A 20,547-nucleotide genomic window follows, 5' to 3' on the forward strand; every position below is an offset into this window, starting at 1 on the left:
TCATCGCCATCAACAAGGACGAGGACGCCCCGATCTTCCAGGTGGCGGACGTCGGCCTGGTGGCAGACCTGTTCACCGCCGTGCCGGAGCTTACCGGCAAGCTCTGAGCGGTTGAACATTTGAAAATCAAGGAAACCCCGGTCAGGAATGGCCGGGGTTTCTTGTGAGTGCTTCAGTCGTGCCGACCGTGACTTGCTCGGCAATGATGGCGCGGACATGGCCGACATGGCGCCGCCCTTCAGCCTCGGCCTGCTCCTGCCCCCCGTGGCGGACGGCTTCGATCATCGCCCGGTAGTCGGCGAGGCGGATGCCGCGTAGCCGCCTGCTGCGATACTGGGCATAGACGATGTGCATTCCGATCGCGGGGAAAAGCCGCTTCAATTCCCGATTGCCACCGATCTCGAGCAGGACCCGGTAGAATTGCCGCCGCGCCCGGCCGAAGTCGGCGATCTCATCCTCATCCGCCGCCGCTTCAATCTGTGCCTGGGCATCGTCCAGAGCGCTGCCATGTATCGTTGGAACGAAATGCAGGGCAGCGGCACCCAGGACCAAGGCAGTCATCGCCTCGGCCACTGTCAGCACTTCCATGGTCTCGGCCGCGTCCAGCTTGCGGATGGCGGGAGAGCGGTTGCGCGAAAGGTCGACCACGCCGCGGGCCGCCAGCCGCTGGATCGCTTCCCGCACGGCATTGCGGCCCGCGCCGAACCGCGCCGCCAGCTCGGTTTCAACCAGCCGCTGGCCCGGCACCATGCGGCCATGGTCGAGGTCGGCCAGCAGGCCCTGATAGACGCGGTGTACCGTTCCGGAAGAGATATCGTCCATCGCCTCTCTATCCGCGACAGATCCTGGAACGGCAAGTTCCATTTGATTGTTCCACAATAATGTAGGATCAAGATCGCATAAAGAGGAGAGAATCGTGACCGATCGCGCCGCAACTATCGCCGCCAGAGTGGAAACTTTCGTGCGGGAGGTCGTCATCCCCTACGAGCAGGACCCTCGCGCGAAGGGGCATCATGGTCCTTCCGACGAACTGTTCATGGAAATGCGCGAAAAGGCGCGCGCGGCCGGTGTCCTTACCCCGCATATCCTGCCGGATGGCAGCCATCTGACCCAGCGCGAGACAGCCATCGTGCTGATCCGCTCGGGTCTCAGCCCGCTGGGGCCGCTGGCGGTCAACACGATGGCGCCCGACGAGGGCAATATGTACCTGCTTGGCCATGTCGGCACGGAGGCGCAGAAGGCGCATTTCCTGAAGCCGCTGGTGGAGGGACGCGCGCGCTCCGCCTTCCTGATGACCGAACCGGCATCGGAGGGCGGGGCGGGTTCGGACCCCTCGATGATGAAGACCACTTGCCGTCTCGACGGCGATCACTGGGTGATCGACGGCCGCAAGCGCTTCATCACCGGCTATCAGGGTGCGAAAGTCGGCATCGTTATGGCCAAGTCCGAAGACGGCGCCTGCATGTTCCTGGTCGACCTGCCCGACCCGGCGATCACGATCGAGGTGGTGCCCGATACGATCGACAGTTCCATGCCCGGCGGCCATGCGACGCTGCGGATCGATAATCTGCGCGTCCCGGCGGGTCAGATGCTCGGGCAGAGCGGAGAGGGGTTCAAGTACGCCCAGGTCCGCCTCAGCCCGGCGCGGCTCTCGCACTGCATGCGCTGGCTGGGAAGCTGCCTGCGGGCGCAGGAAATCGCCACGGCTTATGTCTGCAAGCGCGAAGCCTTCGGCAAGCTGCTGATCGATCATGAAGGCGTGGGCTTCATGCTGGCCGAGAACGCGATCCTGCTGAAGCAGTGCGAGTTGATGATCGACTGGTGCGCGGGCGTGCTCGACGGCGGATCGCTCGGCACGGCGGAAAGCTCCATGGCCAAAGTCGCGGTCAGCGAAGCGCTGATGAAAATAGCCGACAATTGCGTGCAGGTGATGGGCGGTACCGGCGTTACCGGCGACACGATCGTCGAGCAGGTGTTCCGCGAAATCCGCGCCTTCCGCATCTATGACGGCCCGACCGAGGTTCACAAGTGGAGCCTCGCCAAGAAGATCAAGCGCGATTTTCTCAAGGCCCAGCTCCACTGACCAGGTCGTGCGCATGGCGCCTGCGCGTTATGCATCAAGCCGCCCGCAGAACTTTTGTCGCCAAGGCGTCGCAGAGGTGCTATCGTCGTTTGTCCTGCATCCTGAAACGGGTTCTGCGGCCTTGCGTGCTACGTTCACTCGCGAGGATAGGTTTCTTCGGACGTAGCTTAAGGTACTAAAAGATGACATTCGACAAGGGTAATCGCGGCTATGGTCGCGACCGTTTCGGCGGTGGTGATGATCGCTGGGGCGGCGGCAACGATCGCTTTGGTGGCGGTGACCGCTTCGGTGGCGGCCAGCGTGGCGGTTTCGGTGGCTCGCGTGGCGGTGGTTTTGGCGGTGGCGGCTCGCGTGGCGGCCCGGGCCAGGTCGTGGGTCAGGGCCGTGGCACGGTCAAGTTCTTCAACCCCGACAAGGGCTTCGGCTTCATCCAGCTTGAAGACGGCGGCGACGATGCATTCGTGCATATCAGTGCTGTGCAGTCAGCCGGCCTGGAAACGCTGGCGGAAGGCCAGCAGCTGGAATTCCAGCTGGTTGAGCGCAACGGCAAGGTTTCCGCGTCCGAACTGACCATCGTTGGCGAGGTCATCGTGGCCGAACGTCGCGAGCGTGCGCCTGTTCAGCGCCAGTCGACCGGCGAGAAGGCCACCGGCACCGTCAAGTTCTTCAACGGCACCAAGGGCTTCGGCTTCATCGTCCGCGATGACGGCCAGCCTGACGCATTCGTGCATATCAGCGCCGTCGAGCGTTCCGGTCTGCATGGCCTTTCGGAAGGCGATCAGCTGGAATTCGAGATCGAGATCGATCGCCGCGGCAAGGCGTCGGCCGTGAATCTGGTCCAGCGCTGAGTGATCTGGCCATGGTTGCCGCAGGTGGCCATGGCCCATTCGGGCTTTCCCGGATCGCATCACGATCGGGCCCAGCGGCGGGTGTTCCCGATTCGGGCGTATTGCGCTTGCGAATCGGCTTCCTCCTGGAACTGATGGCCGTCCACATTGCTTGAACCACCATACCAGCGGTGGTTCATTCCTGCTGTAGGCCACTCTTCACCGGCTTCATCAGGTTGATGATCTGAGAACCTGGCCTTGTCCTGGCGCAACCATCGCCATGAAAAGGCCAATAAGACGACAACGGATTGCATGACTAACGACGATCGCAACGGCGACAACGACTCTCCTCTTCTCGATCTGGACAAGGGTTCTGTCCAGCGGTTCATCGCGCGCGCCAAAAAGCAGGGCGTCATCTCGGTCAAGGAGCTGAATGCCGCTCTGCCGCAGGACCAGATGACCACCGATCAGATCGAGGACATCATGGCCGCGATCTCGGAAATGGGCGTCAAGATCATCGAGAACGATGATGATGACGATGAAGAGAGCGAGCAGGAAGATGGCGTAGATGCCGTCGATGGTCGCGATGACGAGTCGGGTTCCGATTCCGAGTTCGAGGAGGGCAATTCCCGGCGCCGTCCCGGCGAGACCCGCAAGGCGGACTCGCTCGGCCGTTCCGACGACCCGGTCCGCATGTACCTGCAGGAAATGGGCACCGCCGAGATGCTCAGCCGCGAGGGTGAAGCGGCGATCGCCAAGCGCATCGAAGCCGGCCGCGACATGATGATCATGGGGCTTTGCGAAAGCCCGATGACGTTCCACGCGATCATCGGGTGGTCCGAAGCGCTCAACAACGGCGACATGCAGCTCCGCGAGATCCTCGATCTCGACGCGATGCTCTCCAAGGAGCCGCAGCCGGAAAATCTCGATGAAGACGGCGATAGCGACGGCGAGATTTCCGCTGCCACCGCTGGTCCTACCTTCAAGGAGGAAGACGATTCCGTCGAGGACAATTCGGAGGAAGTCGACGAGGACGGCAATCCGATTCCCAAGCGCCGGGGTGAGGATGACGAGGAAGAGGACAACACCCTGTCCCTCGGCCAGATGGAAGCCGCGCTTACGCCTGAAGCGCTGGAGAAGTTTGCGCTCATCACGGAACTGTTCCGCACTTTCGAACGCCTGCAGAGCGAGCGACTCGACGCTATGGCGCTGGGCATCGACTTTCCTGTCGCCAAGGAAGAGCAGTACCAGCAGCTTCGTGAAGACCTGACCGCCCAAGTGGAATCGGTGCAGTTCCACGCGACCAAGATCGAATATCTGGTCGACAACCTCTACGCCTTCAACCGCCGCCTCACCACGCTGGGCGGCCAGATGCTGCGCCTTGCGGAGCGTCACAAGGTGAAGCGCGCCGATTTCCTCGAAGCCTACACCGGCCGCGAACTGGACGACACCTGGGTCGCCGAAGTGGCCGGGATGGACAAGAAGTGGGCTGCCTTTGCCGCGAACGAGGCTGAGCCTGCCGAGCGCATCCGCCTGGAGGTATCGGACATCGCCGCCGCCACCGGCATGGCGCTCCCCGAGTTCCGCCGCATCGTGAACATGGTCCAGAAGGCGGAGCGTGAAGCGCGCATCGCCAAGAAGGAAATGGTCGAGGCGAACCTGCGACTGGTGATCTCGATCGCCAAGAAGTACACGAACCGCGGCCTGCAGTTCCTGGACCTTATCCAGGAAGGCAACATCGGCCTGATGAAGGCGGTCGACAAGTTCCAGTACCGCCGCGGCTACAAGTTCTCCACTTACGCGACCTGGTGGATCCGTCAGGCGATCACGCGTTCGATCGCGGATCAGGCTCGCACGATCCGTATTCCGGTCCACATGATCGAGACGATCAACAAGCTGGTGCGCACCAGCCGCCGGTTCCTCCATGACCAGGGCCGCGAGCCCACGCCGGAGGAAATGGCCGAGAAGCTGTCGATGCCGCTCGAGAAAGTGAAGCGGGTCCTGAAGATCGCCAAGGAGCCGGTCTCGCTCGAAACCCCGATCGGGGACGAGGAAGACAGCAGCCTTGGCAACTTCATCCAGGATGAGAACGCCGTCATCCCGGTGGACGCGGCGATCCAGGCTAACCTGAAGGAAATGATCACGCGCACGCTGGCATCGCTGACACCGCGTGAGGAGCGTGTGCTGCGCATGCGCTTCGGCATCGGCATGCCGACCGACCACACCCTGGAGGAAGTCGGCCAGCAGTTCTCGGTTACCCGCGAGCGTATCCGTCAGATCGAAGCCAAGGCATTGCGCAAGCTCAAGCATCCGAGCCGTTCACGCATCATGCGCGCGTTCCTCGACTAAGCACAGGCCGCCCGACGTCTGGACGGATTGCGGGCGGTCTGCACCTCAGGGTCCGGCTGCAACGCGTAAACTGCGCGAGCACCCGTAATTGGGGCCGCGCATTTGCGCGGGGCATCTTGCCTCAGGTTTGAATGTGTCATCAAACCGTATCCTCGCCCTTCTAAATGGCCCCGATGGGGTTCTCGAACGCATCGAAATACGCTCCGGGTTCGGCATTCAGTTGGGCTCGGTTGCGGGATCAGGTTGCACGCATGACGCGGCGTGACGATGCCGAGGATCTGCTGCATGATGCATGGGTCAAGGTCTCCACCAGCTCGACCCTTGCGCGGAATTCCGATGCGCTTCTGGCGCGTGCCGCGACCAATCGCGGCATCGATGCTCACCGTCGTGAGCGACGGGCTGGGGAAACCTTCGTCTGGGATACGGATGTAGCTACCGTTGCGGATAACCACCCGCTGCAGGACGAGGTCCTGATCGCTCGCGAACGGCTGGACCGCCTGCGCGTGGGGATCGAAGCGCTAAGCCCTCGAACACGGCAGATTTTCTTGATGTATCGGCTGGACGGCCGTAAATATCGTGAGATTGCCGATGAACTCGGCATCAGCCAAAGCGCCGTCGAAAAGCACATTGCCAAGGCGATGGCGCATCTGGCCGAGTGGATGGAGAAATGGTGACGTGATCTTCCGCAGCAAGCCGGAGACTATGAACCGGCAGGCGGCGGACTGGCTGGCCCGACTGCACGCGGATGACCGATCCTCCCAGGATGAGGCGGCATTCCATGCGTGGCTGAAGGCCGATCCGTCACACGCCCGCGCATTCGAGAATGCGTCCACGATCTGGGACGCCGTCGGCGGTCTTCGCGACGATCCGCGGCCTGTGCCCTCGCGGCAGCCGGAGGGCGTGTCCCGGCGTGCGGTGATGGCGGGCGGGGCCGGTCTGGTCCTGACTTGCGGACTGGGTCTCGGATGGCAGCAGGCCCGCGCGGGTGTGTACGAAACCGGTGTCGGCGAACAGCGCCGCTTCGTGCTGGACGACCATACGCGCATCATGCTCGATACGAGCACCCGCGTGCGATTTACGGCAAGTCCCTCGCGGCGCCTGCTGACGCTGACATCGGGCCGCGTCGACGTCGAGATCGCAAGAGATCTGCGGCCCTTCGTCATCGAAGCGGGTGACAGAAGCGCGGTCACGCAATCGGGACGGCTCGACTTGCGCCGGGACGGCGATGTCGTGCTCATCACCGCGGTCCAGGGCAAGGCACAGGTGCAATCGGCCGATGCTCGTGTCGAACTGGCAGCTGGACATCGCATCGCCATGCAGCCGGGGCGGCAGGACAAGTTCGACCGACCGGAGATCGAGGACTTGGTCGCATGGCAGAGCGGGCGACTGGCATTCCGCGACGAAACCGTGGTGCAGGCGGTGACGGAGATGAACCGCTATAGCACGCGTGAACTGGTCGTCGCAGACTCCCATGCCGCCGCCCTGCGCCTGAGCGGCGTCTACCGCGTCGGTGATCCAGAGGCTTTCGCGCGTTCGCTATCGGTTCTGTTGCCGGTCGAGATCGCCGTGGAGCCGGATGTGATCCGCATCGCGACCGCCCGCTGAATTTTATTTGCGTCCGGGGGTGAGGAAAAGCTCGCCCCGAACGACGACGCAGTAAGGGGCGCTCACGACGGGCGTCTGGACGGGGTATCATACATGACTTCTTTCAAACGGCAGCTTTGCCGGACGGCGGCGCTTGCGCTGGTTCTTTCAGGCGCGTCTCTGGCGACTTCTGCATATGCCCAGTCACGGCAGGTACACCTTGCCATTGCTGCGCAGCCGATGGATCGGGCGCTGGAGCAGCTTGCGCGCCAGAGCGGGCAGGACATCCTGTTCACGCGCGATGCAGTGGCGCGTCTCAACACACCAGCGCTTTCGGGCGAGTTCGATGCGGAGACGGCCGTTCGCCGACTGATCGCGGGCACGTCGCTGACGGTCGTGCGCGACCGCTCGGGCGCTCTCATCGTCCGCCCTCTGGCGGCGGCGGCCGCGAAAACGCCCGAAATCACGACCGGCGAGCCGGCCCCGGCCAGTGAAATCGTCGTAACCGCGCCGTTTTCAGACGGTGTCGAGCGTTCGCTGGGCGTGAAGCGCAACGCCGATTCGATCGCGGATGCAGTCGTCGCCGCCGATATCGGCAAGCTGCCGGCCTTCAATGTCGCCGAAGCGCTGCAACGCGTGCCGGGCGTCACGATCGTGCGAGAAGCCGGCGAAGGCCAATTCATCAGCGTGCGCGGGCTTGGGCCGAACTTCCAGGCGGTGACGTTCGACGGCATGCCGCTCGCCTACAACGAGAACATCCGCAATTCCGGCCAGTCCGGGCGCCAGTTCCGCCTTCAGGTGCTGCCGGCCACCTTGATCGACAGCGTCGTCGTGATCAAGTCGCCCACAGCCGATCTGGTCGAGAGCGGCATCGGTTCGACCGTCGATATCCGTCTCATCAAGCCGCTTGATCGCGAGTCCTTCGTCGCCGCCAATGCCTATGCGCGCTATGAGGAACGCACCGATACGGTCAATCCCAACGGCACGATTTCCGCCGGCTGGCGCAATGAGGACAAGACCTTCGGCGTATTGGCGGGCCTGTCCTATTCGCGCCGCAAGGTCCAGTTCGACCGCCTGCGCATGGGATGGCAGGATGCCGAAGTGGAAGGCCTCGGGACGCTGCGTGTCCCCGGCGATGCGCAGCCCTATCTGGAAACCGAGGATCGCGAGCGCATCAGTGCCGTCGTCGGCTTGCAGTGGCGTCCGTCCTCCAACTTCGAGATCGATGTCGACGGTCTGTTCTCGCAGTTCAACAACGAGACGACCGAGCGCCGCCTGACCTATTATATCCCGAGCCAGCTTTCACGGCTCGACCTGTCCACCGCAGTGGTCGAGGACGGCAGGCTTGTCGCGGGCACGATCCGCGGTGCGCGGGTCCGTAACTACAGCGAATACATGGACCAGTCGCACCAGAACCTTCAGCTCAACACCACGTTCAAGCTGGATCTGGGCGATTGGCACATCGAACCGCGCGTCAGCTATGCGCGCGCCAGCAGCGATCTCGACACGCCGATCCAGCGCGTGCAGTACCGCACGGCAAACGGACGGGGCGGTAATCTCACGTTCGATTTCAGCGGTGATGTCCTGAACAAGGGCCGCGTCACATCGCTCTATACCGATCTCGACCTGACCGATCCTTCGCTCATGCCGTTCGAGAGCTTCGCCGTCCGCCCGATCAATTCGATCGACGAGGACAAGAGCTTCATCCTCAACGTATCGCGTCAGATGAACTTCGACGTGGGCGGCATCCGCCTGTCGAAGCTGCGGTTCGGGGGGCAGGTTTCGGATCGATATCGCGACTATCAGCGCCGTGACCGCAACAATGCAACCTTGCGCGACGGCTTCACGCGCACCGATGCCTTCCTTCAATACCCGGTGCCCGGCAAGGCTTTCGACCAGTCGATCCTGAACCGACAGCCGTGGACCAATGTCGATTGGGGGCTGTTCAACCAGGCCTATACGCTCGGCAGCGAATACGATGGCGTCAGCCCCGACGCATCGGACCTGGAGCCGACGGCTGCGGACCTGCAGAACTCCTACCGCATCGGCGAAAAGATCCAGGCCCTCTATGGCCGCATCGATTTCGAATCCGACGTGGGAGACGTGCCGGTCTCCGGCAATTTCGGCTTGCGCTATGTGCGCACCGAAACCGACGTGCACGGCACCACCATCGCGCCTGTCGCGGATGGTGCGGGAGGCGTGACCACCGAAGTCCTGCCGACGACCACGCGCGCCACTTATGCCGAGTTCCTGCCCAGCGCCAATGCGATGTTCAAGTTCTCAGACAATGTGCAACTGCGCCTGGGCGTGGCCCGCACGATGACGCGCCCGTCGCTCTCCGAGTTGCGCAATTCGATCAACACCAACAGCGTCACCGTGACGAGCATCTATAATCAGGGCGCCGCGGCGCTGGAGGACCCGACGCTCAATCTGCAGGCATCGGGCGGAAATCCCAACCTGCGTCCCTATACCTCGTGGAACTTCGACGCTTCGTTCGAATGGTACTTCGACACGTTCGGCGCGTTCACCGTTGCCGCCTTCCACAAGGATATCAGCAACTACATCGCATCCGACTTCGAGACGCGCACGCTGGCCTTCGCCGTCAACGACGGTTCCACGCTGCCGGTGGACATCCTGGTCGCGACCCCGACCAACGTGGGTGACGCGGCGATCTCCGGTGTCGAGTTCGGCTACACGAACAAGCTGCCGTTCGGCCTTGGCGTCACGGCGACCGCGACTTTCGCGACTTCCAAGCTTGAGCTGAACACCACCGGTGTCGGTATCCAGTCGGCGGGTATACAGGGCGTTTCGGACGTCAGTTACTCGATCACGCCCTTCTTCGAGACGGGGCCGTTCGAGATCAACGTCAGCTACACCTACCGTAGCAACTACATGACCGATTCCGGTGCCAACGTGACTTCGCTGCCCAGCCCCGAGGATGTCGTGGCATACTACCAGAAAGGCTTCGGCATCGTCGATCTCGGCGCCAGCTACAAGATCAGGCCGAATGTCGAGATGTTCATGCAGGCCGTGAACGTCCTTGACGAGCGGCAGGTCTCGTTCGCGGGCAGCGAAAGCGAAGTCAGCGAAATCCACACTTTCGGGCGGACCGTGAATTTCGGCGTCCGCGCCAAGTTCTGAACCCGTTACCCTCTTGATCCGCCGACACCGCGCCGAAGTTCCGGCGCGGTGTCGGCATTCCCGTTGAAGGTCCATGCAATCGATGATGTCTCCGGTTCGGCTTCTTCCCTTGGCAATCGTGCTTGCACATGCCCCGTTGGCGCACGCTGAAGGAACGGGCAAACGGCGCTGGCTAGCGGGCGATCATCATGTCCACAGTGTCTACAGCGCCCGCTACGAAGCGGATTCCGAACATCCCGAGCGCGTACCGGATCCCGTGATAGGCGGCGATTCTTCCCATACGATTCTACAGAACGCCCAGATGGCGCGCAGCTTCGGTCTGGACTGGATGGTCACCACGGACCACGGCGGCCCCAGGCATTCCGCGCTCAACCATGACCATGCTTGGCCGGATGTCGAGGCGGCACGCAAGGCGGTGCCGGACCTCGTCTTGTTTTACGGCATGGAATTCGACGTTCCGGGCGGCGAGCATGCCAGTCTGATCCTGCCGACCGACGCGAGCGAGCGCGCCACCTTGCGGGATATCGAATCCCGTTTCGGAAAACGCGAGGCGTTCCCTGCGGATCCTTCGCGCAATACGAAGCCGAACATGCTCGAAGCTTTGCGATACATGGCCGGACTGCCGGTTCCGCCGGTGCTCATCGCCAACCATCCTTCCCGGACGGCGACCGGCTATGGCGAATGGGGCCTGCATACGCCTGCCGAGTATCAGGCCTGGCAGGAGGCTGCTCCGAATGTCGTGATCGGCATGGAGGGCGCACCGGGGCATCAAGCAGCACGACCGGAGGCGGGAAAGGACAAGGCGCATGGCTCCCGCGGGCTCTATGGTGGCTTCCCGACCATGGGCGGTTTCGATCAGATGGTCGCTCGTCTGGGAGGCGCGTGGGACGCGCTTCTGGGGAAGGGCTTGCACTGGACCGTCACCGCGAACTCGGATTCACACGGCCACTGGCGTGAGGGCGGCGCTGATTTCTGGCCGGGGGAATATTCCAGGACATGGGTTCTTGCCGCGCCGAATGCTTCGGACATTCTCGATGGTCTGCGAAAGGGGCGCGTCTTTGTCGCTACCGGCAATCTGATCGACCGGTTGGACGTGACGGCGGCGGTCGGACAGGCAGATTCTAGGTCGGCGGCGATGGGGGAAACGCTGGATGTAGGCGGTGGTGACAAGGTAACCGTCACTATCCGCTTCCGTCCCGCGCGCACGCCGAACGGTGCCAGGCCGAAGCTCGATCACGTCGACCTGATCGTGGGCGGCGCTTCGGGCGTCGAGGAGGACGGCAACCGCAGTACCCGGATTGTCAGGCGCTTCACAGCGCGCGACTTCAGGCCGGATGGCGACAGCCTGGTCGTCTCGCATCAACTGAAAGTTTCGGAGGCGATAACCTATCTGCGTGTCCGGGGTACGAACACGGAACAGGGCGAGCCGGAACCCGACATCGCCGGAGAGGATCCCTGGAGCGATTTGTGGTTTTATTCCAACCCGATCTACCTTTCCGGGACGTAGGGTTCTGACGGAGTGTCGGCCAGTCCTGCATGGTAACCCGTTTATGAGCCGGAAAGCGGATTTACCTCTCGGATGAGATCAATGAGCAGACGCAAAGCGGTCGGCACTTGGCGCCGCCCGGAATAGTATGCGTGAAATCCCTCGCCCATAGATGCCCAATCGCTCAGCACGAGCTGCAGCGCACCGCTCCGCAAATAAGGCATGAGTATCGGCTCCGCACCGTAGATGATGCCGGCGCCGCCAAGACCGAAATTCATGGCAGGGAGGCTGCTATCGACGGTCAAAGGCCCGGGCATCGCGACGGAGACTGTCTCTTCGCCACGCTCGAACTCCCAGTCGTAAACTTGATCGTTTCCGAGCCGGATGCGGATACAGCGATGATCCTGGAGGTCTTGCGGCAAGACCGGGGTGCCGAAGCGTTCGAGATAGGCGGGGGATGCGGCTGCGACCCAGCGGATGTCGGGTGAGAGGCGCTGCGCGATCATGTCTTCCGGCACCGTACCGCCGTACCGTATGCCCGCGTCGAACCCGCCGGCGATGACATCGATCAGCCGGTTGCTGACGCTGATGTCGACTTCCACCTCTGGATAGCGGTCGACGAAGAGCGGCATTACGGGGCCGAGCAGAAGCGGCACTGCATCTTCGAGGACGTTGATCCTGACCCGGCCGGTCGGTGCATCGCGAAACCGGTTGAGATTTTCCGCCGCATCGCTGACGGTCTGCAACGGCCCTTCGATCGAGGCCCGCAGCTCCTCTCCGGCAGCAGTAAGCGTCACGCTTCTAGTGGTTCTGTTCAATAATCGCACGCCGCGCCGCGCTTCCAGACCGGACATGGCATGGCTCAGTGCCGAGGTCGTAACGCCCATTTCAAGAGCCGCCCGCCGGAAGTTGGCATGGCGTGCAATGGCGAGAAAATAGAGAAAATCCGCGAGGTCGGCACGACTGATCTGCATCCGCTCTCCCTATCACGCTGTTGAGCTGCATTCATCAGTTCATTGCATGCCAAGGCGCTAATCACGCTGGTCCAGGCGGCCTAGATAGGGGGCACGTGGATCAGCCAGTACGGGCAGCCATTACGGGCGATCGCGAACGGGATGCCTATCATCATGATCAAGCGCGCAATCATTCTTGCCGTTCTCATGGCGCTCACAGATGTCGCATCCGCTCAGGAAGGACCGACCACCATGGACATCGCACGCAAGCCCGACCTCAAGACCGTTGATGCGCCATCCGAATATTTCACGGGCAAGGTTACGATAACCGGGCAGTTTCAGCGCCCGGCCCCGTCGCGTGTCAGCGGCGCCATCGTCCATTTCGAGCCGGGCGCGCGCAGCGCGTGGCACACCCATCCGGCGGGTCAGACGCTGATCGTGACCGAAGGCGTGGGCTGGACCCAGATCGAGGGCGGCGGGAAGTACGAGTTCCATGCCGGCGACATCCTGTGGTGCCCGGCCGATCACAAGCACTGGCACGGCGCCACACCGCACGAAGGCATGACGCACATTGCCATCCAGGACACGGTCGATGGCAAGAATGTCGTCTGGCTGGAGAAGGTGACCGACGAGGAGTATCTCGCCCCGTTGGAGAGCGATTGAGCCATGCCCCACATCGTGGTGAAGCTCTATCCCGGCAAGTCAGAGGCGCAGAAACGGGACCTGTCCGCTGCGATCGTCAGCGATGTCATGCGCGTCCTGAATTACGGCGAGGAGGCGGTGTCTGTCGGGTTCGAGGAAGTCCAGCCAGGCGACTGGTCTTCGCTTGTCTATGAGCCGGACATCCAGGGCAGATGGGCGACGCTGACCAAAGTGCCGGGCTATGGCCCGGGGCAGAAGATCGCGAACAAAGAAGGCTGATCCATGAACCCCGTTTATGATTTCAAAGGGCAGGTTGCGCTTGTCACCGGAGCCGCCAAAGGAATGGGGCTGGCGGCGGCACGCGCTTTTGCCGCAAATGGTGCGGCGGTAGTGCTGGCGGATATCGACGGCGAGCGGGCCGCGCAGGAGGCGCAGCGGATTGTCAGCGAGCATGGCTCGGCGATCGGCACGACCTGCGATGTCGCCGACGAAGCCCAGGTAGCGGCGATGATCGATCTTGCGATCGCCCGCTACGGCCGGCTCGACATGGCCTTCAACAACGCAGGCATTCAGGTGCCGCCGTCTGACGCAGCCGACGAACCGCTTGAGAACTTCGAGCGCGTCACCGGCGTCAACCAACGCGGTGTCTGGGCCTGCATGAAGCATGAACTGCGGGTGATGCGCGCTCAAGGCTCCGGTGCGATCGTCAATTGCTCGTCGCTTGGCGGTCTTGTCGGTCTGCCGCAGCGCGCTGCCTATCACGGCACCAAGCACGCGGTGATCGGCATGACGCGAAGCGCCGCGGTCGAATATGCGCCGCGCGGCATCCGCATCAACGCTGTGTGCCCCGGCACGATCGACACGCCGATGGTGCAGGACATGTTGGCAGGACAACCGGAGGCGATGGCCGAGATCATGAAAGAACAGCCCATCGGCCGTCTCGGACATTCCGACGAGATTGCCGCCGCAGTGCTGTGGCTGTGCAGTCCGGCGGCAAGCTTCGTGATCGGTGCCGCGCTGCCTGTCGACGGCGGCTTTACCGCGCACTGATGACGCCGGACGCCCAGTTCAGCCGGCGAAGCGCGATCTTTATGGCCGCCATGGCCGCTATGCCGTGGCCGCTCACCGCAGGAGCAGAGACGATGCCCACCGAACCGACCAACGCCCGCAATTCCTTCGGCGACATCGCGCCGCACCTTGCCGAGATCACCGATAAAGTGTTGTTCGGCGACGTTTGGGAGAATGCGGCGCTGAAACCTCGCGATCGCAGCCTGGTGACGATCACCTGCCTTATCGCGATGTACCGGATCAACGAAATGCCGTTCCACATCAGGAAGGCCCTCGATAATGGCGTGACCAGGGACGAGATCGTCGAGGCGGTCACGCAGATAGCCTTCTACGCCGGATGGCCTCCCGCGATGACGGCGCTTCCGATCCTGAAGCAAGTCTTCGCAGAAGCGGGTGCCTGAGTGCCTGGCGCCTGGCCCCCACGCCTGTTCTCGGCATTCATGGGCGCGGCTGCGCTGGTCTTGTCGGGAGGCAATGGCATGGCAGCGCCGGTGACCGAACCGATCGTCCGCATTGCGGAACTCGACATCGTTCCTGCCGAACTCGATGCCTATAAAGCGCTTCTGCGCGAGGAGATCGACGCGTCTGTTCGGTCGGAGCCGGGCGTGCTTTCACTGAATGCCGTTTCGGTGAAGGACAATCCGGCGCAGATCCGCATTCTTGAGGTCTACGCCGACCAAGCCGCTTATGAGGCGCATCTGAAAACGCCGCACTTTCTCAAATACAAGAATGGCACCGCCGGAATGGTGCGATCCCTGAAACTCATCGAAACCGATCCGATCCTTCTTCGCAGCAAAAGCGCGGGTCGCTGAGCGTCTGAGAAGGGGCAACGGCGGAGACGAGCGCGGCATGCAGCTATTCGAAGTCGGCTGTTTCACCGGGGCGCATGGCGATAAATCTCGCGGCATCGATGCCTCGTGCGTGCAGACCTGCCGCCAGGCGCCGGGCGGGTTCGTCCCAGGGTTCGTCCGTCAGCTTGAATGTCCCCCAGTGCATGCCGACGGCCGCTCGGGCTTCGAGATCCAGCATAATCTGGATGGCATCGTCTGGATCGGTATGCTGGGCTGCCATGAACCAGCGCGGTGCATAGGCACCGATCGGGAGGATCGCGACATCGACAGGCCCGAAGCGTGCTCGCAAGTCGCGAAAGATCGCACCTGTGCCATAGCCCGTGTCCCCGGCGAAATAGATGGTCCTGCCGAAGACCTTCAGCATGAAGCCGCCCCACAGGGCCATGCGGCGATCGCGGGTGCCGCGGGATGACCAGTGCAAGGCCGGCACGATATGCGCTTCGGCACCTGAGGCGATGTCGAAGCTGTCGAACCAGTCCCCCGTTTCGACGCGAGCTTCGGGAATATGGCGGCGAATTATGCTGTCGTTGCCCAACGGGGTGATGATCCTTGGGGCATGCCGCGCCTGAATATCCCGCAGGGTCGCAACGTCGAGATGGTCGTAATGATTATGGGACAGCAGGATCGCGTCGATGGGCGGGAGGTCGCGCATCCTGATACCCGGCGCGGTCACGCGGCGGGGCCCGGCAAAGGCGATCGGGCTGGCACGGTCGGACCATACCGGATCGGTCAGGATGTTGAGCCTGCCCGTCTGGATCAACAGGGAGGCATGGCCGACCATGGTGATGGACAAGCCCTCTACCCGTTCCGCCGGAACGGTGGGGGACACCGGCATGGATTTCGGCCATCTGGTCCGGGGAGCAGTGCGATACCAACGCAGGATATCGCGCAGCGACCGGTCCGTTTCCGGCTCTCCTGCGGGGTTCGTGAAACGGTGCCCGTCGAAGTGGGCTGAGACCGGACCGGAGTAATAGCGGTTCGGGGATGACATGGGGCGTCGTTTCACAGGGATCACTCTCCATTTGCCCAGGCGACGGCGTCCGCCCCCGCCGGCAGCACTGCCGGACAGTCCGCGTCGGTCGCCGCACGGAAGATTGCGTCGGCAACGTCCTGGGCCACCGTAACCGGGCCATTGGCCGCTGCCATCATCGCGGCCAGTGTCTGCTGTGCATAGTCCGCATAGGGTTCAGGGAAGCCGCCGGAACCGGTTACATGGCTCTGGGCGGTGCTGCTGAAGCTGGTCGAGGGTGCCATGCCGGGCATGACGACGCGAACGCGAATGCCGAACGGCGCCAGTTCGTGCGCCGCGGATTCGCTGAGTGCATTCATGGCCGCCTTGCTGGCGCGATAGACCGACAGCAAGGGCAGGGGCCTGTAGAGCGAACTGGAACTGACGTTGACGATCACGCCCGAACGCCGTTCCCGCATTCCGGGAAGGACGGCCTGCATCATGGCGATTGCCCCGAACAGGTTGGTTTCGAATATCTCGCGCACCGTCTCGAGGGGCGAACCCTCGACGGCGTTCAGCCATCCGAAACCGGCGTTGTTCACCAGCACGTCGATCGGTCCGGCCTGCTCCATCGCAGCCGCAATGCTGTCTGCATCCGTCACGTCGAGGGGAAGGATGTGTAGCCGCTCCGACATCGGCAGCGTGCTGGCTGCCGGGTTGCGCATGGTCGCCACGACGCGCCAGCCCTGGTCGAGGAAATGAACGGCAGTCTCGCGACCGAAGCCGGCCGAACAACCGGTGATGAGGACGGTCTTCATCGTAAAACTCCTTGCAGGGGATCGTTCGTCACCCTTAGATATGAATGATCCTTCAGCTTTGGTATTCGCATATGAGCCGCCCAACACCTGCACTTCTGAAACCGCGCAAGACGCCGCAGCAGACGCGGTCCGCCGTGACGATCGAGGCCATTCACTGCGCGACCATTCAGGTTTTGCTGACAGGGGGTATCGGACGCCTGACCACGACGCGGGTTGCCGAGCGTGCCGGCGTTTCCGTGGGGACGATGTACCAATATTATCCGCACAAGCAGGCGCTGCTCTTCGCTCTGGTCGAGCGCCAGTTCAACCTCATCGAAACGGCGATGCGGGACGCGACAACCCGATTGATGGGCACAGACCTCAGGACGATCGCGCATGGCGTTGCCACGGCCTGGCTGGACGCGAAGATGGCGGACATGGTCGCTTCGCGCGCGATCTACGGCATCTCTGCCGAATTTGACTTGTCGGAACTGATGAGCAGGGCGGCGCAGACCATGACGACGTCGATCGATGCGCTGCTCGCCAGCGCCTGCGATGCGCACTTCGCCGATCGGCAGTCCGTGGCTTTCATGCTCGCGGCGCTGCTGGGCGGGTCCGTCAGGGTCGTCATGGAGGCGGCCCCTTCAGAGGAGAATTTCGCGCGATTGCGCCGCGAATTGCCGGAGGCCTGCCACGCCTATCTGGTGGCTGCCGGTCGGAGCGAGGTAGCGTAAGCGGACCTTCGGCTTATCGGCGCGCGTGAAGATGTTTACCTTGGCGTGTTGACAGAAAGCTCACCACCCGACTGCAGTCGCAGATGGTCGATTTAAGCTTCTGGGGATAGGGACTGAGCGATATCGCCAGTCCGCCGAATGTCGCTCAGGGCTGGCTATGGCCTCCCAGTTCGTCCGAACCTAATCCCAGGATGTACGTGCCACGATTTCGCGGGGAAACCCCGCCGCAAGATGATCGATCAGCGCACGCACGGCTGGAGGCAGCCCCCGACGTGTGGTGAAGACCAGATGCACGATTCCCTGAACCCCGCGCCAGGCAGGCAGCACATGGACAAGCTTGCCGGCGCGTAGAGCGTCGCGGCAGACATGGTCGGGCAGGATCGCGATGCCGAGTCCGGCCACAGCCGCGTTGCGCACTGCGGCCATATCGGTGCATCCCATCCGAGGCTCGACCCGAATGACATGTGTGCGGCCGTCCTCGGTCTCCAGATGCCATTCGAGATCGTCTGCGGCGTCGTGCGTCGCAAGTGTGGGAAGTGTCGCGAGTTGGGCCACGTCCGTAACCTGGCTTGCCAACTGAGGACAGGCAACGAGAATACGGGTTGATCTGCCGAGCGACCGCATGGTGAGGGAAGCATCGCTGGTCAGTGCGGCGCGCACCCGCAGGGCCAGATCGATCCGCTCTTCGATCAGGTCTACTGGCCGGTCGGTTGCCACAAGCTGCAATCGCACCTTGGGATAGCGGGCGAGGAAAGAAGATATCAGGCCCGATATCGGCTCGATCATGCCGGTGGGACAACTGAAGCGGATACGGCCATGGGGTTCCGCCTGCGCTTGCAGGACCAGTGCCTCGGCCTGCTCCGCCTCGGCCAATATGGCCCGACACCGCTCGTAGAAGGCAAGCCCCGTATCCGTCACGCGGAAACGTCGGCTCGACCGCTCGATCAGACGGAGACCGAGACGCTCCTCCAGCCCTGCGATGCGGCGGCTCAGCTTGGATTTGGGCTCCCGCAGGGCGCGCCCCGCCGCTGCAAAACCGCCATGAGCCACGACCTCGGCGAAATAGGCATAGTCATTCAGATCGACTCTCATCATCGTTCCTCCAATGGAACGCTGAGTGCCATATTTGCCGACTACATGCATCATCGTTCTGGATGCATCTCGTACGGGCAACGGCGCTTCGCCGAAAACCCGAAGGAGACAGACGATGACGGACAAGTTCAACAACAAGGTGGTGGTCGTGACCGGCGGCACAAGCGGCATCGGTCTGGCGACGGCCAAGGCATTCGCGGACGCCGGAGCCTCGGTATTTATCAGCGGGCGGCGGCAGGAGGCACTTGATGCTGCCGTCAAGGCGATCGGCTGCCGGATCACGGGCGTACAGGGCGATATGGCCAATCTGGCCGATATCGACCGGCTTTACGATACCGTCCAGCAGCAGCATGCGCAGATCGACGTCGTGTTCGCCAATGCGGGCGGCGGTGAGATGCTCCCGCTCGGTTCAATCACCGAGGCGCATTATCAGAGCACCTTCGACACCAATGTGAAGGGGGTCCTTTTCACGGTGCAAAAGGCGTTACCGCTCTTGAAGGACGGGGCCTCGATCATCCTGACAAGCTCGACCACCAGCATTTCGGGCACGCCTGCCTTCAGCGTCTATTCCGCGACCAAGGCGGCGGTGCGCAACTTCGCCCGGAACTGGATCCTCGATCTGAAGGATCGGCACATTCGCGTGAACGCCATCAGTCCCGGCGTTACGGAAACCGCTGGTCTCGATCATCTTTTCGGCGGCGGCGAGCAGGCGCAGGGGACGAAGGACTATCTCGCCAACCTGATCCCGGCGGGCAGGGTCGGCCAGCCCGAGGAGATCGCCAAAGCCGTGCTGTTCCTCGCTTCCGATGACGCCAGCTTCGTCAACGGCGTCGAACTCTTTGTCGATGGCGGTCAAGCGCAGATCTGACCGTCGATCCCCTGGCCGGATGGACTGTCGCCTGGCGCGGCGGACCATCCGGCTCTCCCGTATTAGAGGCCGTAACAGGGAAGATTATGCGAGGCTTAGTGGCCGGAAAGGTCTGTGGCCGTCACCCGCCCTTACGAAGCGTCACCGATGTGCTGGCGCAGCCAAAGGGCCTCATCGCTTGGATGGCGATGGAAATGACGTTTGAAATCGCGGCTGAAATGCGCCGGACTGGCGTAGCCAACCTGCATCGCGACCGTCGCGATAGGCGCTTCGCGTCGGGCGATCATCAGGCGAGCCTCGTGCAAACGCATAGCCTTGATATACTGCATCGGCGAACTTCCGGTGAGTGCCTTGAATCCAGCGTGGTACGAAGGCACGCTCATTCCAGCGGCCTGGGCCAGTGCGGGAACGGTGAGCTTCTCGTGATAGCTTTCGCGGATCACAGACAGGCTCTTCACGATCCGGTCCGAAGCGCCCTCGCGCAGCAGCGCAGCCATTAGCGGCCCGCCTTGCGGTCCCATCAGCACCCGAAGATGCAATTCGCAAATCAGGCCTGGCCCCAGGATGGTGCTTTCCTCCGGGGTGCGAAGCGCCACCAGCAGCCGTTGCAGGACATCACGAATGGGCGCCTCCATCGGGCTCGAGACGAGACTGCGGGCCTGCTCGCGGCTGTGCGAGTTGTCCGGTTTGACCATCACGGCGGCAATCTCTGCAGCGAGGTGGCGGTCGAAATCGAAATAGATGGCGAGCAAAGGACAATCGGGGGCCGCCTGCGAGGCCATGCGGAATGGCACGGGGACCGAGACGGCAAGGTAGTGGTCGGCATCGTAGCGATACACGTCGCCGTCGAGAAAGCCCTGCTTCGATCCTTGCAGCACAAAGACCGCTCCGGGGCGGTAGAGCACGGGCACATCCTCAAGCATGGCCTCCGAGCGCAATATGCGAACGCCGGGAAGGTTGGTCGAATTATACCCGTGAAGTGGTGCGAGCTTGGCCGCCAGTTCAACGAGGGGAGCCAGTTCAGGGGATGGCGTGATAGGATTGAGCAAGGAAATCAGAGAAATTGCCGTTTTCGTGTCGGGGCGATTGTAGCATTTGACAAGGCGTAAATCCAACCCGTTGG

20 protein-coding genes and 1 pseudogene are annotated in these 20,547 nt (G+C 62.7%); 15 read left to right on the forward strand and 6 right to left on the reverse strand.

Annotated elements, in window-relative coordinates; translation table 11 throughout:
• Nucleotides 1-107: pseudogene (locus tag NTCA1_RS11335) on the forward strand (electron transfer flavoprotein subunit alpha/FixB family protein); the annotation flags it as partial.
• A gap of 34 nt (nucleotides 108-141) precedes the next feature.
• Here NTCA1_RS11335 and NTCA1_RS11340 read toward each other — a convergent pair.
• Nucleotides 142-822, reverse strand: coding sequence for a GntR family transcriptional regulator (locus NTCA1_RS11340; protein WP_236549250.1), 681 nt, complete (start codon nucleotides 820-822; stop codon nucleotides 142-144).
• 94 nt (nucleotides 823-916) lie between these two features.
• Between NTCA1_RS11340 and NTCA1_RS11345 the strand changes: the two genes are divergently transcribed.
• The 7 genes from NTCA1_RS11345 (at nucleotide 917) to NTCA1_RS11375 (ending at nucleotide 11,491) form a co-directional block, all read left to right on the forward strand.
• The gene (locus NTCA1_RS11345; RefSeq protein WP_159830594.1) at nucleotides 917-2,083 is read left to right on the forward strand and encodes an acyl-CoA dehydrogenase family protein; all 1,167 of its coding nucleotides are present in this window, start codon (nucleotides 917-919) and stop codon (nucleotides 2,081-2,083) included.
• A gap of 182 nt (nucleotides 2,084-2,265) precedes the next feature.
• Nucleotides 2,266-2,931, forward strand: coding sequence for a cold-shock protein (locus NTCA1_RS29050; protein WP_159830595.1), 666 nt, complete (start codon nucleotides 2,266-2,268; stop codon nucleotides 2,929-2,931).
• 291 nt (nucleotides 2,932-3,222) lie between these two features.
• Complete coding sequence (gene rpoD / locus NTCA1_RS11355; protein ID WP_159830596.1) at nucleotides 3,223-5,259, forward strand: RNA polymerase sigma factor RpoD; 2,037 nt, start codon at nucleotides 3,223-3,225, stop codon at nucleotides 5,257-5,259.
• Nucleotides 5,260-5,510: 251 nt separating this feature from the next.
• Nucleotides 5,511-5,933 carry an RNA polymerase sigma factor gene (locus NTCA1_RS11360; protein ID WP_236549251.1) on the forward strand — a complete coding sequence of 141 codons (423 nt, stop codon included), beginning with the start codon at nucleotides 5,511-5,513 and terminating at the stop codon, nucleotides 5,931-5,933.
• Nucleotide 5,934: 1 nt separating this feature from the next.
• Complete coding sequence (locus NTCA1_RS11365) at nucleotides 5,935-6,864, forward strand: DUF4880 domain-containing protein (RefSeq protein WP_159830598.1); 930 nt, start codon at nucleotides 5,935-5,937, stop codon at nucleotides 6,862-6,864.
• 93 nt (nucleotides 6,865-6,957) lie between these two features.
• Entirely contained in the window at nucleotides 6,958-9,984 is a 3,027-nt protein-coding gene (locus tag NTCA1_RS11370) for a TonB-dependent receptor (protein WP_159830599.1), read from the forward strand.
• Between the two features lie 136 nt (nucleotides 9,985-10,120).
• Nucleotides 10,121-11,491 carry a phosphoesterase gene (locus NTCA1_RS11375; RefSeq protein ID WP_236549252.1) on the forward strand — a complete coding sequence of 457 codons (1,371 nt, stop codon included), beginning with the start codon at nucleotides 10,121-10,123 and terminating at the stop codon, nucleotides 11,489-11,491.
• A gap of 41 nt (nucleotides 11,492-11,532) precedes the next feature.
• On the opposite strand, the gene NTCA1_RS11380 is transcribed toward NTCA1_RS11375, so the two are convergent.
• The gene (locus NTCA1_RS11380; protein ID WP_159830601.1) at nucleotides 11,533-12,444 is read right to left on the reverse strand and encodes a LysR family transcriptional regulator; all 912 of its coding nucleotides are present in this window, start codon (nucleotides 12,442-12,444) and stop codon (nucleotides 11,533-11,535) included.
• A gap of 153 nt (nucleotides 12,445-12,597) precedes the next feature.
• On the opposite strand from NTCA1_RS11380, the gene NTCA1_RS11385 reads away from it, so the two are divergent.
• From NTCA1_RS11385 to NTCA1_RS11405, 5 genes are all read left to right on the forward strand, one after another.
• Nucleotides 12,598-13,086: a cupin domain-containing protein gene (locus tag NTCA1_RS11385; RefSeq protein WP_159830602.1), complete on the forward strand. Its 489-nt coding sequence runs from the start codon at nucleotides 12,598-12,600 to the stop codon at nucleotides 13,084-13,086.
• Nucleotides 13,087-13,089: 3 nt separating this feature from the next.
• Nucleotides 13,090-13,344 (forward strand): tautomerase family protein, encoded by a 255-nt coding sequence (locus NTCA1_RS11390; RefSeq protein ID WP_159830603.1) that lies wholly within the window; start codon nucleotides 13,090-13,092, stop codon nucleotides 13,342-13,344.
• A gap of 3 nt (nucleotides 13,345-13,347) precedes the next feature.
• Nucleotides 13,348-14,115 (forward strand): SDR family oxidoreductase, encoded by a 768-nt coding sequence (locus NTCA1_RS11395; RefSeq protein WP_159830604.1) that lies wholly within the window; start codon nucleotides 13,348-13,350, stop codon nucleotides 14,113-14,115.
• 92 nt (nucleotides 14,116-14,207) lie between these two features.
• The gene (locus tag NTCA1_RS11400) at nucleotides 14,208-14,534 is read left to right on the forward strand and encodes a carboxymuconolactone decarboxylase family protein (RefSeq protein WP_159830605.1); all 327 of its coding nucleotides are present in this window, start codon (nucleotides 14,208-14,210) and stop codon (nucleotides 14,532-14,534) included.
• Nucleotides 14,535-14,612: 78 nt separating this feature from the next.
• Nucleotides 14,613-14,945 (forward strand): putative quinol monooxygenase, encoded by a 333-nt coding sequence (locus NTCA1_RS11405; RefSeq protein ID WP_236549253.1) that lies wholly within the window; start codon nucleotides 14,613-14,615, stop codon nucleotides 14,943-14,945.
• A 43-nt stretch (nucleotides 14,946-14,988) separates the two neighbouring features.
• Here the strand turns inward: NTCA1_RS11405 and NTCA1_RS11410 are convergent, their stop codons facing one another.
• A complete protein-coding gene (locus tag NTCA1_RS11410; RefSeq protein WP_159830607.1) occupies nucleotides 14,989-15,975 on the reverse strand; it encodes an MBL fold metallo-hydrolase in 987 nt (328 codons plus the stop codon).
• Between the two features lie 20 nt (nucleotides 15,976-15,995).
• Entirely contained in the window at nucleotides 15,996-16,751 is a 756-nt protein-coding gene (locus NTCA1_RS11415; RefSeq protein WP_159830608.1) for an SDR family oxidoreductase, read from the reverse strand.
• A gap of 71 nt (nucleotides 16,752-16,822) precedes the next feature.
• On the opposite strand from NTCA1_RS11415, the gene NTCA1_RS11420 reads away from it, so the two are divergent.
• Entirely contained in the window at nucleotides 16,823-17,464 is a 642-nt protein-coding gene (locus tag NTCA1_RS11420; RefSeq protein WP_159830609.1) for a TetR/AcrR family transcriptional regulator, read from the forward strand.
• A 180-nt stretch (nucleotides 17,465-17,644) separates the two neighbouring features.
• On the opposite strand, the gene NTCA1_RS11425 is transcribed toward NTCA1_RS11420, so the two are convergent.
• Nucleotides 17,645-18,610, reverse strand: a complete 966-nt coding sequence (locus NTCA1_RS11425; RefSeq protein ID WP_236549254.1) for a LysR family transcriptional regulator — start codon at nucleotides 18,608-18,610, stop codon at nucleotides 17,645-17,647.
• Nucleotides 18,611-18,671: 61 nt separating this feature from the next.
• Here NTCA1_RS11425 and NTCA1_RS11430 point away from each other — a divergent pair, with 61 nt between their 5' ends.
• Nucleotides 18,672-19,424: an SDR family NAD(P)-dependent oxidoreductase gene (locus NTCA1_RS11430; RefSeq protein WP_159830610.1), complete on the forward strand. Its 753-nt coding sequence runs from the start codon at nucleotides 18,672-18,674 to the stop codon at nucleotides 19,422-19,424.
• Between the two features lie 131 nt (nucleotides 19,425-19,555).
• Here the strand turns inward: NTCA1_RS11430 and NTCA1_RS11435 are convergent, their stop codons facing one another.
• Nucleotides 19,556-20,539 (reverse strand): AraC family transcriptional regulator, encoded by a 984-nt coding sequence (locus NTCA1_RS11435; RefSeq protein WP_306439286.1) that lies wholly within the window; start codon nucleotides 20,537-20,539, stop codon nucleotides 19,556-19,558.
• Nucleotides 20,540-20,547: the final 8 nt, after the last annotated feature.

Origin of the sequence: Novosphingobium sp. TCA1, from assembly GCF_009811895.1 — a bacterium.
Classification (GTDB): Bacteria; Pseudomonadota; Alphaproteobacteria; order Sphingomonadales; family Sphingomonadaceae; genus Novosphingobium; species Novosphingobium panipatense_A.

Bases quoted from the DNA above. Each gene is read 5' to 3' on its own strand.
- NTCA1_RS11340 (WP_236549250.1), bottom strand. From the start codon at position 822: ATGGACGATATCTCTTCCGGAACGGTACACCGCGTCTATCAGGGCCTG.
- NTCA1_RS29050 (WP_159830595.1), top strand. From the start codon at position 2,266: ATGACATTCGACAAGGGTAATCGCGGCTATGGTCGCGACCGTTTCGGC.
- rpoD (WP_159830596.1), top strand. From the start codon at position 3,223: ATGACTAACGACGATCGCAACGGCGACAACGACTCTCCTCTTCTCGAT.
- NTCA1_RS11360 (WP_236549251.1), top strand. From the start codon at position 5,511: ATGACGCGGCGTGACGATGCCGAGGATCTGCTGCATGATGCATGGGTC.
- NTCA1_RS11370 (WP_159830599.1), top strand. From the start codon at position 6,958: ATGACTTCTTTCAAACGGCAGCTTTGCCGGACGGCGGCGCTTGCGCTG.
- NTCA1_RS11380 (WP_159830601.1), bottom strand. From the start codon at position 12,444: ATGCAGATCAGTCGTGCCGACCTCGCGGATTTTCTCTATTTTCTCGCC.
- NTCA1_RS11385 (WP_159830602.1), top strand. From the start codon at position 12,598: ATGATCAAGCGCGCAATCATTCTTGCCGTTCTCATGGCGCTCACAGAT.
- NTCA1_RS11390 (WP_159830603.1), top strand. From the start codon at position 13,090: ATGCCCCACATCGTGGTGAAGCTCTATCCCGGCAAGTCAGAGGCGCAG.
- NTCA1_RS11395 (WP_159830604.1), top strand. From the start codon at position 13,348: ATGAACCCCGTTTATGATTTCAAAGGGCAGGTTGCGCTTGTCACCGGA.
- NTCA1_RS11400 (WP_159830605.1), top strand. From the start codon at position 14,208: ATGCCCACCGAACCGACCAACGCCCGCAATTCCTTCGGCGACATCGCG.
- NTCA1_RS11405 (WP_236549253.1), top strand. From the start codon at position 14,613: ATGGCAGCGCCGGTGACCGAACCGATCGTCCGCATTGCGGAACTCGAC.
- NTCA1_RS11410 (WP_159830607.1), bottom strand. From the start codon at position 15,975: ATGTCATCCCCGAACCGCTATTACTCCGGTCCGGTCTCAGCCCACTTC.
- NTCA1_RS11415 (WP_159830608.1), bottom strand. From the start codon at position 16,751: ATGAAGACCGTCCTCATCACCGGTTGTTCGGCCGGCTTCGGTCGCGAG.
- NTCA1_RS11420 (WP_159830609.1), top strand. From the start codon at position 16,823: ATGAGCCGCCCAACACCTGCACTTCTGAAACCGCGCAAGACGCCGCAG.
- NTCA1_RS11425 (WP_236549254.1), bottom strand. From the start codon at position 18,610: ATGATGCATGTAGTCGGCAAATATGGCACTCAGCGTTCCATTGGAGGA.
- NTCA1_RS11430 (WP_159830610.1), top strand. From the start codon at position 18,672: ATGACGGACAAGTTCAACAACAAGGTGGTGGTCGTGACCGGCGGCACA.